Raw genomic sequence first — 16,077 nt, 5'->3', positions numbered from 1 at the left:
GGTGACAGGGTGCCGGACGTCGACGGGTTCGACGAGTTCTACCGGGGCAGCCGGCAACGGGTGCTCGGCTTCGTCTACGCGCTCACCGGCAACCTGGCCGAGGCCCAGGACGCGGTTCAGGAGGCGTACATCCGGGCCTGGCAGCGATGGCCGACGGTGCGCGGGTACGACGATCCGGAGGCATGGCTGCGGGTGGTGGCCAGCCGGATCGCGGTGAGCCGGTGGCGCAGCCTGCGCAGCCGGGCCCGGGCCTACCTCCGGCACGGGGCCGACGACCACATCCCGGCACCGAGCACCGACACGGTCGAGGTGGTCGCCGCGTTGCGCCGGCTGCCCGAGGAGCAACGCGTCGCCCTCGCGCTCTACTACCTGGTCGGCATGCCGGTCGCCGAGGTGGCCCGGGAGACCGCGGCTCCGGTCGGCACGGTCAAGGCGCGGCTGTCCCGGGGCCGCGCCGCCCTGGCCGAACTGCTCGCGGTCGTGGATCTGGAGGAGCCCGCCGATGCGTGACGACGACCTGACGTTCATCGAAGTGATGCAGCGCGAGCTGCGTACCGTCCGCTGGGCGGAGGCCGCCGAGCTGCGGGCCCGCGCGCGTCGACGCAGCAGGCGCACGGCGGGGGCGGCGGTGGCGGTGGCGGTGCTGACCCTCACCTCCGGCGCCGCGCTCGTGACGCGCGGAGGCACCACCCCGCCGACGCCGGCCGCGGCCCGCCCGTCGGTGTCCGTCTGGGCCGCCGCCGAGGTGCCCGCCGAGGCGCTGCTGCAACCGTCCGACCTGCGGCCGGCCCTCACGAAACCCTGGACCGAGGCCGGTCTCGGCGAGGAGGTCCGGCTGGACCGGATGCTGGAGTACTGCCGGCAGCAACAGGGTCTGCGGACGACGTGGGAGCAGTCGCGCTACTCGCGTTCGGTGACCATGGTCCGGGAGCGTACGGGCGGTCGCGATCAGCGGGAGGGCCAGGTCCTGGCCATGCAGGATCTCTACCGGATCGCGCCGGACCGGGCCGACCGGCTCTTCGACGGGCTGTCCGCGCTGCTCGCACCGTGCGGGAAGTGGCGGTACACCGGTCCGGCGGAATGGCGCGGCAAGACGGTCGACGCGGAGGTGGTCCACTCGTGGCAGGAGGTCGATCACGACTTCGCCGGCGACGAGTCGGTGCTCGTGCGGCACACGGTCAGCCAGGGGCGGCGCCTGGACACCGGCGCGTTGCTCGGTGACGCGCCCGTGACGGGCGACCGGGCGGTGGTCCGGGTGGGGGATCTCGTCACCGTCCTCCAGACCGGGCCGGACGGCGACGAGGTGCGGCTGCGGGAGCTGGCCCGCCTCGCGGCCGAGCGGATGTGCCGGGCCGCCGACCCCGGCTGCTGACCGCGGTGCCCCCCGCCGACCGACCTCGCTGCGGGGAGCACCGGATCCACGCCTACAGCGGGATGTTGCCGTGCTTCTTCGGCGGCAGCGTCTCGCGCTTGGTGCGCAGCACCCGCAGCGCCCGCACGATCTGGGTTCGCGTCTCGTGCGGCGGGATCACCCCGTCGACGTAGCCGCGTTCGGCGGCGATGTACGGGTTGGCCAGCGTGTCCTCGTACTCGGCGATCTTCTCCGCCCGCACGGCGGCCGGGTCCTCGGCGTTCGCCAGCTCGGCCCGGTAGAGGATGTTCACCGCGCCCTGCGCGCCCATCACCGCGATCTGCGCGGTCGGCCAGGCGAAGTTGAGGTCCGCGCCGAGGTGCTTGGAGCCCATCACGTCGTACGCGCCGCCGTACGCCTTGCGGGTGATCACGGTGACCTTCGGGACGGTGGCCTCGGCGTACGCGTAGATGAGCTTCGCGCCGCGCCGGATGATGCCGTCCCACTCCTGCCCGGTGCCGGGCAGGAAGCCGGGCACGTCCACGAACGTCAGCACCGGCACGTTGAACGCGTCGCAGGTGCGCACGAAGCGGGCCGCCTTCTCCGAGGCGGCGATGTCCAGCGTGCCGGCGAACTGCATCGGCTGGTTCGCCACCACGCCCACCGGGCGACCCTCGACCCGGCCGAAGCCGACCACCATGTTCTGCGCGTAGAGCGGCTGCACCTCCAGGAACTCGCCGTCGTCGAGCACGTGCTCGATGACCCGGTGCATGTCGTACGGCTGGTTGGCCGAGTCGGGGATCAGCGTGTCCAGTTCCCGGTCGGAGTCGGTGATCGCCAGCTCGGCCGGGGCGTCGAACACCACCGGCTCGTCCAGGTTGTTCGACGGCAGGTACGACAGCAGCGCCTTCACGTAGTCGATCGCGTCGGACTCGTCGGTGCCGAGGTAGTGCGCGTTGCCGCTGCGGGCGTTGTGGGTGCGGGCGCCGCCCAGCTCCTCCATGCCGACGTCCTCGCCGGTGACCGTCTTGATCACGTCGGGGCCGGTGATGAACATGTGCGAGGTCTGGTCGACCATCACGGTGAAGTCGGTGACCGCCGGGGAGTAGACCGCGCCACCCGCGCACGGGCCCATGATCAGGGAGATCTGCGGGATGACGCCGCTGGCCCGCACGTTGCGGAAGAAGATCTCGCCGTAGAGGCCGAGCGAGGCGACGCCCTCCTGGATCCGCGCGCCACCGGAGTCGTTGATGCCGACGACCGGGCAGCCGATCTTCATGGCCAGGTCCATCAGCTTGACGATCTTCTCGCCGAAGACCTCGCCGAGGGAGCCGCCGAAGACGGTGAAGTCCTGCGCGAACACGCAGACCTGACGGCCGTCCACGGTGCCGTAGCCGGTCACCACGCCGTCGCCGTACGGGCGGGTCCTCTCCAGCCCGAAGTTCGTCGAGCGGTGCCGGGCGAACTCGTCCAGCTCGACGAAGGAACCCTCGTCGAGGAGCAGCTCGATCCGTTCCCGCGCGGTCTTCTTGCCCCGCGCGTGCTGCTTCTCGATCGCACGCGTCGACCCGGCGTGCACCGCCTCGTCGAGCCGTCGCTCCAGGTCCGCCAGCTTGCCGGCGGTCGTGTGGATGTTGATCCCGGTCTCGGTAGTCACCCGTGGAATATAACGATGGTTCAGGTGCGTGAGGTTGTGCAGTGCGCCTCACCCGGGCCGTAGGCTGGCGGGATGCCCGGCTCGCCGTACACCGATCTGGACCGCCCGCCGCTGTCGGCGGCCCGGCTGCGGCGCGCGCTGGTCGCGCCGCACGGGCCCTGGCGGCGGTTGGAGCTGCTGGCGGAGACCGGCTCGACGAACGCCGACGTGGTGGCCGCCGCGCGGGCCGGCGAACCGGAGGGCCTGGTGGTGGTCGCCGAGCGGCAGACCGCCGGCCGGGGGCGGCGCGGCCGGGTCTGGCAGTCGCCGCCGCGCGCCGGCATCGCGGCCAGCGTCCTGCTCCGGCCCGGGGAGGCGGTCCCCGAGCGTGGTTGGTCGCCGGTGCCGACCACCGGGTACGGCTGGCTGCCGCTGCTGGCCGGCGTCGCGGTGGCCGAGGCGGTCCGCCTGCTGGCCGAGCTGGACGCCCGGCTGAAGTGGCCCAACGACCTGCTGGTGGACGGCGCGAAGTGCGCCGGGGTGCTGGCCGAGGCGGTGCCGGGCGACGCTGCCGCCCAGCCGCCGGCGATCGTGGTCGGCGTCGGCCTGAACGTGACGTTGCGCGCCGGCGAGCTGCCGGAGAACCCGACCGGACTGCCGGCCACCTCGCTCCAGCTCGCCGGCGCCACCGCCACCGACCGGGATCCGCTGCTGCGGGCGCTGCTGCGTTCGCTCGCCGACTGGTACGCGCGCTGGCGCGACGCCGGGGGTGACGCGGTGGCCAGCGGGTTGCGCGACGCGTACCTGGCCGGGTGCGCCACGATCGGCCGCCGGGTGCGGGTGCTGCTGCCGGACGGGCGCGAGGTGCACGGCACCGCGACCGGCGTCGACCCGGACGGGCAGCTCCTGGTGGAGGCCGCCGGCGAGACGCTCCGCCTGGCCGCCGGCGACGTGCTCCACCTGCGGTGAAAGGCGGGGCCCCTGCTTGACGCCTCCGGTATAGGTGGGGCCCCTCTCACCCCACCCGCCTCCCGCCCGCGCGGCCGATGCCGCCGGGGTGCGCCGACCGGTTACGGTCAGCGCGTCCGGTTTCGCGAGGAGGTTCGAAGTGGCGTTCCCCGAAGACGTGCTCACCGAGGACGAGCACGTCGTGCTGCACCTGCACCCGCACTGGAAGGCCCTGATCCGGCCGATCCTGGTGCTGGCGCTCACCGTCGCGGCGGTGGTCGCCGGCTGGATCCTGCTGCCCGAGGGCGACGGCGGCACCATCGCGCTCTCCGTGCTCGCCGGGCTGGGCCTGGTGCTGGCGCTGTGGCTGGGCCTGTGGCCGTTCCTGGTCTGGCGCACCACGCACTACCTCTTCACCAACGAGCGGGTGCTGCTCCAGGAGGGCGTGCTCTCCCGCAACCGGCGGGACCTGCCGCTGACCCGGATCAACGACCACGCCATGCACCAGCGTTTCGTGGAGCGCATGCTCGGCTGCGGCACGTTGACCATCGAGTCGGCCGGTGAGCGGGGCCAGTCGGTGCTGCACGACGTGCCGCACGTGGACCGGGTGCAGACGAAGCTCTACGAGCTGGTCGAGGCCCACCACGACAAGCACAGCCTGGGTGACGGCGAGATGCGGGAGATGCTGGCCGACATGACCGAGGGGAAGCCGCTCCGCGACCCCTCCTGACCGGTGCCGCAGTGGCCGGCGCCCACGCTCAGCGGCGGGCGCGGCGGGAGGGGAACTCGGCGGCCAGTTCGGCGTCGGCGCCGAGGGCCCCGCCCAGCGCGGCGTCGACCGGCGCCGTACGCCCCTGGGGCGGCGTGTAGTCGCTCCTCGGGCGGCTCGCACCGGGGGGCGGCTCCTCCTCTTCCAGCTCGCTGACCGATTCGGCCAGCTCGGCGACCGGGTCCATCTCGGCGACGTTGTCCCACTCGTCGCGCGGCACGGCGTGCCAGGTCTCCTCGGCGTGCTTGGGCACCGGCTGGAACACGAACGTGCGGTAGGACCAGAAGCGGAACAGGGTGGCCAGCAGGACGCCGACCGTCTTCGCCACGTTCAACGCCAGCAGGCCGTTCACGCCGAGGCCGTACTTCGCCAGCGCCAGGACGCCGAGTTCGATGACGAGACCGGCGCCGTTGAAAAGGAAGAACAGGACGTATTCGCGCCTGAGGGCCGATTTCGGGCGATCCCGGTACGTCCAGTGCCGATTCATCAGATACGACGTGATCATGGCGACAATGGTCGCGATCACGGTCGCCTTGAGTTGACCGTCCCGGAAGATGGTGAGCGCCAGCGCATTGAACACCGCGTAATTGATGACGGTGTTGATGCCGCCGACGATGCCGAACTTGGCCGCCTCGCGGATGAACTTCTGCCAGCGCTCGGGCAGCAGACGGACTCCAGGCATGCGGAACACCTTAGGGCAGTGGGCCGGCCCGGCTGGGCCCGGCGGGTCGGGATGGGCGGTGCGTCACGCCCCGGACTCTCGATCTCGGCTCGGTGCCGGAACGGGGGGAGTTCCCGCCTCGACGAAGACGAATCGTCGGTACGACCAGAAACGGAACAGCGTCCCGAGGCCGGTGCCGACGATGAAGCTGGCGATGTTGTCGGCCAGCGGCGTCTGGAACACCGCCGGCCAGATCGCGCCCAGGCCGTAGCGGCTGATCGCCAGGCAGGCCACCGCGATGCCGAGACCCACGCCGTTGAAGAAGAAGAACAGCGCGTACTCCCGGGCGGGGTGGGAGCGTTGGCGGTGCCGCCAGGTCCAGAACCGGTTGCCGAGGAAGGCGACCGTCGCGGCGATCACGGTGGAGATGGTCTTCGCCGCCAGCGGCGGCATGCCGCGCCCGCTCGCCAGGTAGTTGAAGAGCGCGAAGTCGACGAGGAAGGCCACACCGCCGACGGTGGCGAACTTGCTCAGCTCGTGGACGAGGTGACCGAAACGGTGGAGCAGTGCACCGACCGGACCCCGACGGGTCGGCGGAGCCCCCGGTTGGTCCCCGGTCATCGTCGCGGCCACCCGCCGAGAGTACCGGGTGGACGGAAGAGGGGCCGCCCGCAACGGCGAGTCGGCCGTGACAACTTCCCCATCGGTCACCGCGGCCGGCCGCCGCGTGGCGGGTCCGGCCGTCCGTTCGAATGTCCCGTGAGCAGAGCGTAACCGACCGTACGAATGCGTGGAGTGCATCACGCAATCACGCTTCCGCGGACCGGATCGCTGAAGGTTCACCGAAGGATTTGCGTGAAACTGCGCGCGAAAGCGGGTATCAGATCGTGTTGCCGCAGCGTGACCGTACCTTGTGCAGTTCTTCACAACCAGTCCCACTGACGGGGGAGGCAGCCCGGTTTACGCTGAGCCCAATCCCAGGTTTCCACGACGGCGGCGCCTCGCCCGCCAGAACTCGTGCATCCCATAGATCGGTCAGCGTCGACCACAAGGAGATGTGACATGGTTGCTCCGGCTGTTGTTCGGGGTATCGATCAGGCCCCGACATCCCACCCCAAACTGCTCGCCTGGGTTCGTGAGGTCGCGGAACTGACCACCCCGGATCGGGTGGTCTGGGTGGACGGGTCCGACGAGGAGTGGCGTCGCCTCACCGACGAACTCGTCTCCAACGGCACCCTGATCCGACTGAACCCCGAGAAGAAGCCCAACTCGTTCTACGCGCGGACGGACCCGACGGACGTCGCCCGGGTCGAGGAGCGCACCTTCATCTGCTCCGTCGACGAGGCGGACGCCGGCCCCACCAACAACTGGATGGCGCCGGCCGAGATGAAGCGGACGATGGCGGAGCTCTACCGCGGCAGCATGCGCGGTCGCACCATGTACGTCATCCCGTTCTGCATGGGCCCGGTCGAGGCCGAGAACCCCATGTTCGGCGTCGAGATCACCGACAGCCCGTACGTGGTCGCCTCGATGCGGATCATGACCCGGATGGGGTCGTCGGTCCTGGAGGCGATGGGCGACGACGCCGACTTCGTGCACGCGCTGCACTCGATCGGCGCGCCGCTGGCGCCCGGCCAGCAGGACGTGGCGTGGCCGTGCAACGAGACCAAGTACATCTCGCACTTCCCGGAGACCCGGGAGATCTGGTCCTTCGGTTCCGGCTACGGCGGCAACTCGCTGCTCGGCAAGAAGTGCTACTCGCTGCGGATCGCCAGCGTCATGGGGCGCGACGAGGGCTGGCTGGCCGAGCACATGCTGATCCTCAAGATCACCTCGCCGGAGGGCAAGGTCTACCACATCGCCGGCGCCTTCCCGTCCGCCTGCGGCAAGACCAACCTGGCCATGCTGGAGCCGACCATCCCGGGCTGGAAGGTCGAGACCATCGGCGACGACATCGCCTGGATGCGCTTCGGCCCGGACGGCCGCCTCTACGCGGTCAACCCGGAGTACGGCCTGTTCGGCGTCGCACCCGGCACCGACTGGAAGACCAACGCCAACGCCATGCGGACGCTGGACCGCGGCAACTCCGTCTTCACCAACGTCGCGCTCACCGACGACGGCGACATCTGGTGGGAGGGCATGGGCGAGCCGCCGGCGCACCTGATCGACTGGAAGGGCAACGACTGGACGCCGGACAGCGAGAACCTCTCCTCGCACGCGAACAGCCGGTTCTGCACCCCGATCACGCAGTGCCCGATCCTGGCCGACGACTACTACGACCCGAACGGCGTGCCGATCGACGCGATCCTGTTCGGCGGTCGGCGGCGGGACACCGTCCCGCTGATCACCGAGGCGCGGGACTGGGTGCACGGTGTCTACATGGGCGCCACGCTCTCCTCGGAGACCACCGCCGCCGCCTCCGGCGCGGTCGGCGTGGTGCGCCGCGACCCGATGGCCATGCTGCCGTTCATCGGCTACCACGCCGGTGACTACTTCCGGCACTGGATCGAGATGGGCAAGGGCACCGACGGCGACGAGGCCAAGCTGCCCAAGATCTACTACGTGAACTGGTTCCGCAAGGACCCCGAGGGCAACTTCCTCTGGCCCGGCTTCGGCGAGAACTCCCGCGTGCTGAAGTGGGTCATCGAGCGGCTGGAGGGTCGGGCGGAGGCCGTGGAGACCCCGATCGGCATGGTCCCGGCGCAGGACGCGCTGGACGTCGAGGGCCTCGACATGACCCCGGAGGACGTCCGGATCGCGCTGAAGGTCGACCCGGAGGAGTGGCGCAAGGAGCTGCCCCTGGTCACCGAGTGGTTCGAGAAGTTCGGGGACAAGCTCCCCGGCGTGCTCTGGGCCGAGCTGGACGCGCTGCGCGCCCGGCTGGACGTGGAGCCGCAGAAGTAACAGGTGTGCCGGTTGCCCGTGCCGGGCAACATCGGATGCCATGAGGACGGCCGTCGAACCTGTCGAGGTCCGGCGGCCGTCCGCCGTCCGGGCGCTGACCACCCTGCTCGCCGTGACCGCGGGCGCCACCGTCGTGGTCGAGCTGCTCAACTACTGGTACGCCCCGGAGCAGGAGTTCGGCCTCGCGGTACGCACGGGTTGGGCGATGCTCCGCTCGCTGGGTTTCCTGATCCTGATCGGGCACGTCAACCGGGGACGGGTGGCGGCCCGGCCGTTCGGGTTGATCCTGGCCGTGACCACGGTCTTCGCGGTGGGCCGCCTGATCGTGCCCCGGCAGGGGGTGCCGGCGCTGCCCGGCCTGCTCGGCTTCGCGGCGCTCACCGCGCTCTGCGTCGCCGTGGTGGTGCTGCTCTACCGCTCCGACGCGGTCCGGGCGCACCTGGTCCGGCACCGGAAGGGCCTGGTCGTCGAGGGCGGGACGATCTCCTGGCGTGAGGTGACGCCGAAGCGCCCGCAGGCGAACGGGTGGCTGCTCACCGCCCGGGTCGCCGCGTTCACCTACAGCCCGCTGATGCTGGTGCCGGCGCTGGTGGCGACCGGGTCGCTGCTGGACGGCGGGATCGCCGCCGTACCCGCGGTGCTGTTCTGGATCGGTGCCGGCATCGCGGCCAGCTACGCGGTGCTGTTCTGCACCGCGTTCCTGATGCGCGGCCGACAGTGGGCACGCCGGGCGTTGGTCGTGGTGACGCTCGGCGTGCTCGCGCTCGACCTGCCGCTCTGCTGGTGGCTGCTCGGCCCCGACGGCCTGATCCGCGACGGCGCCCCCCTCCTGACCGCCGCCGCCCTCACCCTCTACTCCCTCCACCGCGCCACCCCCTGACCCACCCACCCCCGCTTCTCGGTGATCAAGGAGTCCGCGTCGACGTCGAGCCGCACGGTGACGCGAACTCCTTGATCACCGGGTCCGGGGCGGGCCCGTCGACCACCGGTGGCGGTGCGGGCGGGGGAGGATGTGGGGGTGGGTGGTGACGTGGTGTGGGACGTCGTCGTGGTGGGGGCCGGGCCGGCCGGGGCGGCGGCGGCGCTCGCGGCGCGGCGGGCCGGGGCGGCGCGCGTGCTGCTGCTCGACCGGCACGACTTTCCGCGCGACAAGGCATGCGGGGACGGGATCGCCGCGCACGCGCTGGACGTGCTCGCCGAGCTGGGGGTGACCGGCGCGGTCGACGGATACCCGCCGCTGCCGGCGCTGCGCCTGGTCGCGCCCGGCGGCGGCACGGTGGCCCGGGCGCTGCCCCGGCCCGCGTACACGGTGCCGAGGCGGGTGTTCGACGCCCGTCTGGTCCGGGCGGCCGTCGAGGCGGGGGCGGAGCTGCGGCGGCACACCGTACGCCGGGTGGAGGTGGGCGTCGACCGGGTGGTGCTCGACGGGGAGTTGGCCGCCCGGGCGGTGGTCGGGGCGGACGGTGCCGGCTCGGTGCTGCGCCGGGCACTCGGGCATCCGGTGAACCCGGACCGGCACCTCGCGCTTGCCATCCGCGGCTACGCGCCCGCGCCACCCGGGCCGCCCGAGCAGCTCATCGTCACCTCGGCGGCGCGCTGGCCCGCGTACGCGTGGGCGTTTCCGATCGGCGACGGGCGGGCGAACGTCGGGTACGGGGAGGTGCTGCGCGGCGAGCCGCTGACCCGCGCGCACCTGCTGGACCGGATGGCCGCGCTGCTGCCCGGCACGGACCCGGCCACGGTGACCGACCTGCGGGCGCACCACCTGCCGCTCTCCACCCACCGGCCGGCGTCGGGCCGGGGGCGGGTGGTGCTGGCCGGCGACGCGCTGTCGTTGATCAACCCGTTCACCGGCGAGGGCATCTTCTACGCGTTGCGCTCCGGCGCGCTGGCCGGGGCGGCGGCGGCCGACACGCCCGCCGAGGCGGCCCGGCGGTACGCGACGGCGCTGCGCGACCGGCTCGGCACCCACCTGCGGCACAGCTCGGCGGCGGCCTGGCTGGCCCGGCGGCGTCGGGTGGTCGACGCGGCGGTCGGCGCGGCCGGCCGGGACGAGCGGGTCTACCGGACGGTGGTGGAACTGGGGCTCGGCGACGGCCGCCTCGACGCCCGCACGCTGGCCGCGATCGCCGCCGCGGTGCCGCGTCCGCGCCGGGCCGGGGGGTGACGCGCCGCGTCCGCGTCGGGCCGGGGGGAGACGCGCCGTCCCGCGATGCGCCACCGCGGCACTGATCTTTCCCGCGGGTCGCTACCCTGCAAGTGATGACTCTGCGGAAACTCCTCTACTCCGTGTACGAGCGCCGGCTGACGGCGAAGCTCGCGGGCAGGCCCGTGCCCGCACACGTCGGCGTGATGTGCGACGGCAACCGCAGGTGGGCCCGGGAGATGGGCTTCGTCGATCCGAACGACGGCCACCGGATGGGCGCCGAGCGGATCAAGGAGCTGCTCCGCTGGTGCGACGCGGCCGGCGTGGGGCACGTCACGCTCTGGCTGCTCTCCACCGACAACCTCTCCCGGCCGGCCACCGAGCTGGACCCGCTGCTCCAGATCATCGAGGACCTCACCACCGAGCTGGCCGAGGAGGGCAACCCCTGGCGGCTGCGCATGGTGGGGGCGCTCGACGTGCTGCCGGCGCAGCACGCAGCCGCGTTGAAGGCCGCCGAGGAGCGCACCCGGGACCGCGACGGCGGCGCCCAGGTCAACATCGCCGTCGGCTACGGCGGCCGGCGGGAGATCGCCGACGCGGTCCGCTCGCTGCTGCTGGAGCACGCGGCGCAGGGCGGCACGATCGAGGAGCTGGCCACCACGCTCGACGTCGACCACATCTCCGAGCACCTCTACACCAAGGGCCTGCCGGACCCGGATCTGATCATCCGGACCAGTGGCGAGCAGCGGCTCTCCGGCTTCATGCTGTGGCAGAGCGCACACTCGGAGTTCTACTTCTGCGAGCTGAACTGGCCCGACTTCCGCAAGGTCGACTTCCTCCGCGCGCTGCGTTCCTACGCGACCCGCCAACGCCGCTACGGCGTCTGACGCCGCCCCTCGCCGCCGATCGTGCACATCCGGCACCTCGTGCGGGGCTTTTGTCCCCTTTGCCGAGGCGGCACGTGCAAGATCGACGAGGGGGTGGGTCAGGCGTCCAGGTGGGGCAGGGCGGCGGTGAGGAAGTCGCCGAGGGCGGCGGGGGAGTCGAGCGTCAGGTCGGCGGCGTCGGCGACCTCGTGCCCGGTCTCCGGGTTGGCGACCGCCACGCACACGCCGAGGAAGTCGGGATCGGTGGCGGCGCGGGCGCGCAGCGCGGCGAACGCCTTGATGTCGGAGACGTCGTCGCCGAAATACCACGCCCCGCCGGCGTCGCGGACCGTCTCGCCGATGACCATGCCCTTGTCCCGGTCGACGGGGGGCTTCAGCTCCAGCACCATGCGGCCGGCCTGACAGCGCAGGCCCAGCCGCTCGGCCCGGGCCCGGCCCCACTCCTGCACCAGGTCGCCGAGGTGCGGGGCGGTGCGCCAGTGCAGCGCGACGGAGAGGCGCTTGAACTCGACGAGCGCGCCGGGCGGCAGCTCGGCCTGGGCCTGCTCGGCCAGCTCGGCCATGGTCGGCACCCAGGGCAGCGCGGCCGGCTCGGTGACCGTCTCACCGCCGGAGTGGCTGTGCTCCAGGCCGTAGAGCCCGTAGAGGTCGATGCCGGTGAGGCCGCCGAGATGGTCGCGGAGGAACTCCACCGGGCGCGCGGAGACGATCGCGATCCGGCGTACGCGCGGGGCGAGCGCCTCCAACGCGGCGAGCACCTTCGGCGCGGGGCGGACCGCGGTGGGATCGTCGTCGACCGGCGCCAGTGTGCCGTCGAAGTCGAAGAAGAGCACCACGTCACCCGCACGCGCGGCGGTGGTCCGCCAGGCGTGCTCGGCGTCCAACGGGGTTCTCGGCTGCTGGTTGCCCAAATTCAACGGCGGCACGCGCGACAGCGTACCCCGCGCCGGGCGGCGTATTCGTGGCCGAGATGTGACGTCGGGACGACGCGGGAGGTCAGCGTTCGGCGGCTCCTCGTCCCCGGCGCCCGAACGGCACCACGGCCGCTTCCTGCCCGTGGTTGAGCAGGTAGCCCTCCACGAAGCCGGTGTTCCGGTCGCCGGTGTGCGCCTCGATCTCGTTGAGTCGCGCCACCAGGAACTCGGTGAGCGCGCTGACCCGGTCGTTGAGCCGGTCGTGCAACTCGGCCACGACGGCGAGGATCACCGCCGTGCCGGCCGTGGTGAGCGCGAGGAGATTGACGACCACGGGAAGCTGCCCGCCGTCCAGCACGCCGACCACCACGTTGCCGGTCACGCACGATGTCACCGACACCACCGCGACCACGACTGCCAACCATTTCAGGGTCATGGACAGACCCCTCCTTCTGTCCCGCAGGGCTGGGTTCGGCTGTGTCCCGTCCCCCCGCCGACGACGAGCCCCTAGCAGTACAAACGTGGACGCTAGCCGGTCCGATCCGTCCCCGAGGCGAAACGATCGGGACTGCCTTTCCGTTCTTTCGCCATCTGAGAACTAGCCGGCCTGCTTGCCCCTATTTCGGACATTTGCCGGCAGTGTCGGGCGATATGCGAGGTATCTAATGGTTTCTCGAATGTGGAACTTCTCCGCGTCGGAGACGTTCGGGTCGACCAGTCGGCGCAGCAGCGCCTCGACGTCCGGGTCCATCGGGGGCGGGGCGGGGGCGGTGCGGGGGCCGGTCGTCCGGTCCCAGCCGAGCGCGGTGAACGCGGTGGCCGGGTCGAGCCCGAGCCCCTCGCAGAACGCGACCACCCGCTCGGCCTCGGGGTCGCTCGCCCAGTCGCCGCGTACCCAGCGGTTGATGGTCTGGCGGGAGACGCCGGTGCGCCGGGAGACCTCGGTGCCACTCCACGCGCGCATGGCCCGGGCGTCGTCCAGCGCGCGGCGGACGAAGGTGGCAAAGGCGATCTTCCGTGCATTGGCCGTCTCGGTCACCCCGTGACGGTACGGCCAGTCGCTCGCGCCGGGCTCGCTCGGCGCGCTGGTGTCACGCCGACGTGACGCCGACAGATGCGTCCCGATCAACGATCCAGAACTGCTCTTGAGGGGTGCCACCCGGGCAGGATAGAGAGACACGAGTACGGCGGCAAGCAGACGAAAAGCTGATACTGTCACGCCCATGAGACAACTTACGGTGTGTCACGTGCTTGAGACGACGAGTGCTCACATGCGTCACTCCGCAGTTGCGGAGGGGGTGTCGTGACCGAACTCGCGACCCGCGCCCAGGCCTTCGGTCTGATCGCGGACGGCGTCTCCGCCGGGCTGAGCGCGCCGTGGCGCGTCTACCTCGCCCGGGGTTGCCGCTACCTCTCGCTCAGCGTCGGCGACCGGGAGGAGTGGGACGCCTGGCGCACCCATCTCGGCTGCCCAGAGTTGAGCGTGCGGGTCTACGACTCCGGCGGTGAGATCCGCCGGGCCTCGGTGGCCGAGGTGATCCTCGACGGCTGCCGGATCAGTGTCGAGCTGGTCGAGGAGGTCAGCACCGCCGATCTGGAGCGGTTGCTGGTGGTCGACCCGCTGCCCGGGACGGACGAGCGATGAGCCGGGCGGCGGAGGTGGCCCGGTGAGCCCTTTTCTCGCCGTCGTCCTCGTCCTGGTCCTCGGTTCCACCTGCTACGCGGCCGGCCGCCTGCACGGCCAGCTCAGCTACCGGATCGGCTACCGGTTCGGCTACCGGCAGGGCTACTTCGACGGCGACCGGGGCGCCTGGAACCGCCGGCGTCGGGAGGCGCGGGCCGTCATCGCCTCGGCGCTGGCCGGTCCCGCCCCGACGGTGGTGACCTCGGTCGGTCGGTCGGGCACGCCGTTCGCCGGCACCGCCGTGCCCGCCGCGGTCACCGCCCGCTCGGACGGGCCGGGCGTACGGTCGCCGGCCGTCCGGGTCACCGCGACCGCCCAGCTCGGCGGTGGGGCCGCGCGCGCCGGCACCACGTACACCGGGTCCTCGTTCGGCGCGACCGCCGCCGGCCCGAGGGCCGGGACGTTGGTGAGGCGACAGGGCTGAGGCCCATCCGGTACGCGCCGTGCACACCCGCCGCCACGGCGGAGCGGTGCCGGCGGCTCCGGTCCGGCCGGGATGCGCGCAGGGGGCATGCATCCCGGCCGGTTCCGGCGTGTTCACCGGTGATCCATCCGGGCCTCTAGCCGAGCGGGCCCACGGCGATTAGCGTCTAGGCATGGCGCGGGGTTTTCCCGGGCCAGCCGGACAGCCCGGACCTGCGACCTCGCGCACGGGGCCCGCATCCGACCCCGTGTCCGCCGGGCACCGGATGAGGCGGAACTCGGGTGGCCGGGTGCCCATCCGCGGAGCAGGCCTGTGACCACTCGCCGTACCCCCGCCGGAGCCGAGCAGACCCCGGCCGCGACCGCCACGACCCGCCGGACCACGCGCAGCCGGCGGAGCGCCGCTGCCGCCACCGCCGGCACCGAGGAGCCCCGACCATCCGGCCCGGCCTTCGTCCTGGACACCTCGGTCCTCCTCTCCGACCCCGCGGCGTTCCACCGCTTCGCCGAGCACGAGGTGGTGCTGCCGCTGGTGGTCATTTCGGAGCTGGAGGGCAAGCGGCACCACCCCGAGCTGGGCTGGTTCGCCCGCCAGTCGCTGCGCATGCTGGACGAGTTGCGGGTGCGGCACGGCCGGCTGGACCGTCCGGTGCCCGCCAACGACTCCGGCGGCACGCTGCGGGTGGAGCTGAACCACACCGACGACGGCGTGCTGCCGCCCGGCTTCCGCAACGAGTCGAACGACGCCCGGATCCTCTCGGTGGCGCTCAACCTGGCCGCCGAGGGCCGGGACGTGACCCTGGTCAGCAAGGACATGCCGCTGCGGGTGAAGGCGGCCTCGGTCGGCCTGCGCGCGGACGAGTACCGGCACGGTCAGGCCAGCGACCCGACCTGGACCGGGATGGCCGAGCTGGAGCTTCCCGACGACGAGATCGGCCGGCTGTACGCGGGCGAGGCGCTCGACGTCGACGCCGCCGCGGGCCTGCCCTGTCACACCGGCCTGGTGCTGCACTCGTCGCGGGGCTCGGCGCTGGGCCGGGTGCTGCCCGACAAGACGGTTCGGCTGGTCCGCGGTGACCGGGAGGCGTTCGGTCTGCACGGGCGCTCGGCGGAGCAGCGGATCGCGCTCGACCTGCTGCTGGACGAGTCGATCGGCATCGTGTCGATGGGCGGCCGGGCCGGCACCGGCAAGTCGGCGCTGGCGCTCTGCGCCGGCCTGGAGGCGGTGATGGAGCGCCGCCGGCACAAGAAGGTGATCGTCTTCCGCCCGTTGTACGCGGTCGGCGGCCAGGAGCTGGGCTACCTGCCCGGCTCGGAGTCGGAGAAGATGTCGCCCTGGGCGCAGGCCGTCTTCGACACGCTGGGCGCGGTGGTGCACGAGAACGTGCTGGAGGAGGTCACCTCGCGGGGCCTGCTGGAGGTGTTGCCGCTCACCCACATCCGGGGCCGGAGCCTGCACGACGCGTTCGTCATCGTCGACGAGGCCCAGTCGCTGGAGCGGGGCGTCCTGCTCACCGTGCTGTCCCGGATCGGTCAGGGGTCCCGGGTGGTGCTGACCCACGACGTGGCGCAGCGGGACAACCTCCGGGTGGGCCGGCACGACGGCGTCACCGCGGTGATCGAGGCGCTGAAGGGCCATCCCCTCTTCGCCCATGTCACCCTCAGCCGGTCGGAGCGTTCGCCGATCGCCGCGATGGTCACGGACCTGCTGGAGGACATCCCCGGCTGACTTGACTTTTTGCCCCACTCTGTCC

General features: G+C 72.2%; 17 protein-coding genes. 11 read left to right on the top strand and 6 right to left on the bottom strand.

Annotated features, from left to right (window positions below):
- Positions 1–9: 9 nt before the first annotated feature.
- Both VKK44_RS24160 and VKK44_RS24155 read left to right on the top strand, forming a co-directional pair.
- Positions 10–510, top strand: coding sequence for an RNA polymerase sigma factor (locus tag VKK44_RS24160; protein WP_343443493.1), 501 nt, complete (start codon positions 10–12; stop codon positions 508–510).
- Entirely contained in the window at positions 503–1,372 is an 870-nt protein-coding gene (locus VKK44_RS24155; RefSeq protein ID WP_343443492.1) for a hypothetical protein, read from the top strand. Before VKK44_RS24160 ends, VKK44_RS24155 begins: the two co-directional genes overlap by 8 nt.
- A gap of 52 nt (positions 1,373–1,424) precedes the next feature.
- Here VKK44_RS24155 and VKK44_RS24150 read toward each other — a convergent pair whose 3' ends face one another.
- Positions 1,425–3,008: an acyl-CoA carboxylase subunit beta gene (locus VKK44_RS24150; RefSeq protein ID WP_343443491.1), complete on the bottom strand. Its 1,584-nt coding sequence runs from the start codon at positions 3,006–3,008 to the stop codon at positions 1,425–1,427.
- Positions 3,009–3,080: 72 nt separating this feature from the next.
- On the opposite strand from VKK44_RS24150, the gene VKK44_RS24145 reads away from it, so the two are divergent.
- Together VKK44_RS24145 and VKK44_RS24140 are read left to right on the top strand one after the other, a co-directional pair.
- Entirely contained in the window at positions 3,081–3,956 is an 876-nt protein-coding gene (locus tag VKK44_RS24145; RefSeq protein WP_343443490.1) for a biotin--[acetyl-CoA-carboxylase] ligase, read from the top strand.
- 139 nt (positions 3,957–4,095) lie between these two features.
- Positions 4,096–4,665 carry a PH domain-containing protein gene (locus VKK44_RS24140; RefSeq protein ID WP_343443489.1) on the top strand — a complete coding sequence of 190 codons (570 nt, stop codon included), beginning with the start codon at positions 4,096–4,098 and terminating at the stop codon, positions 4,663–4,665.
- Positions 4,666–4,693: 28 nt separating this feature from the next.
- On the opposite strand, the gene VKK44_RS24135 is transcribed toward VKK44_RS24140, so the two are convergent.
- A complete protein-coding gene (locus VKK44_RS24135) occupies positions 4,694–5,386 on the bottom strand; it encodes a GtrA family protein (RefSeq protein ID WP_343447884.1) in 693 nt (230 codons plus the stop codon).
- Positions 5,387–5,449: 63 nt separating this feature from the next.
- Positions 5,450–6,292 carry a GtrA family protein gene (locus VKK44_RS31045; RefSeq protein WP_458351563.1) on the bottom strand — a complete coding sequence of 281 codons (843 nt, stop codon included), beginning with the start codon at positions 6,290–6,292 and terminating at the stop codon, positions 5,450–5,452.
- 135 nt (positions 6,293–6,427) lie between these two features.
- Here VKK44_RS31045 and VKK44_RS24125 point away from each other — a divergent pair, with 135 nt between their 5' ends.
- The 4 genes from VKK44_RS24125 to VKK44_RS24110 all read left to right on the top strand — a co-directional run bounded on the left by VKK44_RS24125 (position 6,428) and on the right by VKK44_RS24110 (position 11,302).
- Positions 6,428–8,269: a phosphoenolpyruvate carboxykinase (GTP) gene (locus tag VKK44_RS24125; RefSeq protein ID WP_343443488.1), complete on the top strand. Its 1,842-nt coding sequence runs from the start codon at positions 6,428–6,430 to the stop codon at positions 8,267–8,269.
- A gap of 40 nt (positions 8,270–8,309) precedes the next feature.
- Positions 8,310–9,149: a hypothetical protein gene (locus tag VKK44_RS24120; RefSeq protein ID WP_343443487.1), complete on the top strand. Its 840-nt coding sequence runs from the start codon at positions 8,310–8,312 to the stop codon at positions 9,147–9,149.
- 108 nt (positions 9,150–9,257) lie between these two features.
- Positions 9,258–10,436, top strand: coding sequence for a geranylgeranyl reductase family protein (locus tag VKK44_RS24115; protein ID WP_458351562.1), 1,179 nt, complete (start codon positions 9,258–9,260; stop codon positions 10,434–10,436).
- 95 nt (positions 10,437–10,531) lie between these two features.
- Positions 10,532–11,302: an isoprenyl transferase gene (locus tag VKK44_RS24110; RefSeq protein ID WP_343443486.1), complete on the top strand. Its 771-nt coding sequence runs from the start codon at positions 10,532–10,534 to the stop codon at positions 11,300–11,302.
- 98 nt (positions 11,303–11,400) lie between these two features.
- Here the strand turns inward: VKK44_RS24110 and otsB are convergent, their stop codons facing one another.
- The 3 genes from otsB to VKK44_RS24095 all read right to left on the bottom strand — a co-directional run bounded on the left by otsB (position 11,401) and on the right by VKK44_RS24095 (position 13,255).
- Entirely contained in the window at positions 11,401–12,228 is an 828-nt protein-coding gene (otsB, locus tag VKK44_RS24105) for a trehalose-phosphatase (protein ID WP_343443485.1), read from the bottom strand.
- A gap of 70 nt (positions 12,229–12,298) precedes the next feature.
- Complete coding sequence (locus VKK44_RS24100) at positions 12,299–12,652, bottom strand: hypothetical protein (RefSeq protein ID WP_343443484.1); 354 nt, start codon at positions 12,650–12,652, stop codon at positions 12,299–12,301.
- Between the two features lie 162 nt (positions 12,653–12,814).
- Entirely contained in the window at positions 12,815–13,255 is a 441-nt protein-coding gene (locus VKK44_RS24095) for a helix-turn-helix domain-containing protein (RefSeq protein WP_343443483.1), read from the bottom strand.
- A 264-nt stretch (positions 13,256–13,519) separates the two neighbouring features.
- On the opposite strand from VKK44_RS24095, the gene VKK44_RS24090 reads away from it, so the two are divergent.
- The 3 genes from VKK44_RS24090 to VKK44_RS24080 all read left to right on the top strand — a co-directional run bounded on the left by VKK44_RS24090 (position 13,520) and on the right by VKK44_RS24080 (position 16,052).
- Positions 13,520–13,861: a hypothetical protein gene (locus VKK44_RS24090; protein WP_343443482.1), complete on the top strand. Its 342-nt coding sequence runs from the start codon at positions 13,520–13,522 to the stop codon at positions 13,859–13,861.
- Positions 13,862–13,883: 22 nt separating this feature from the next.
- Positions 13,884–14,324 carry a hypothetical protein gene (locus VKK44_RS31040; RefSeq protein WP_458351561.1) on the top strand — a complete coding sequence of 147 codons (441 nt, stop codon included), beginning with the start codon at positions 13,884–13,886 and terminating at the stop codon, positions 14,322–14,324.
- Positions 14,325–14,636: 312 nt separating this feature from the next.
- Complete coding sequence (locus VKK44_RS24080; RefSeq protein ID WP_343443481.1) at positions 14,637–16,052, top strand: PhoH family protein; 1,416 nt, start codon at positions 14,637–14,639, stop codon at positions 16,050–16,052.
- Positions 16,053–16,077 lie beyond the last annotated feature (25 nt).

Source organism: Micromonospora sp. DSM 45708 (assembly GCF_039566955.1).
In the GTDB taxonomy this organism is placed as follows: domain Bacteria; phylum Actinomycetota; class Actinomycetes; order Mycobacteriales; family Micromonosporaceae; genus Micromonospora.
The sequence above is the reverse complement of the archived record's forward strand: the minus strand, read 5'-3'. Positions and strand labels throughout refer to the sequence as shown.

What these genes read in the sequence shown, in the direction of transcription:
- VKK44_RS24155 (WP_343443492.1), top strand. Translation starts at nt 503, where the DNA reads ATGCGTGACGACGACCTGACGTTCATCGAAGTGATGCAGCGCGAGCTG.
- VKK44_RS24145 (WP_343443490.1), top strand. Translation starts at nt 3,081, where the DNA reads ATGCCCGGCTCGCCGTACACCGATCTGGACCGCCCGCCGCTGTCGGCG.
- VKK44_RS24135 (WP_343447884.1), bottom strand. Translation starts at nt 5,386, where the DNA reads ATGCCTGGAGTCCGTCTGCTGCCCGAGCGCTGGCAGAAGTTCATCCGC.
- VKK44_RS24125 (WP_343443488.1), top strand. Translation starts at nt 6,428, where the DNA reads ATGGTTGCTCCGGCTGTTGTTCGGGGTATCGATCAGGCCCCGACATCC.
- VKK44_RS24120 (WP_343443487.1), top strand. Translation starts at nt 8,310, where the DNA reads ATGAGGACGGCCGTCGAACCTGTCGAGGTCCGGCGGCCGTCCGCCGTC.
- VKK44_RS24110 (WP_343443486.1), top strand. Translation starts at nt 10,532, where the DNA reads ATGACTCTGCGGAAACTCCTCTACTCCGTGTACGAGCGCCGGCTGACG.
- VKK44_RS24100 (WP_343443484.1), bottom strand. Translation starts at nt 12,652, where the DNA reads ATGACCCTGAAATGGTTGGCAGTCGTGGTCGCGGTGGTGTCGGTGACA.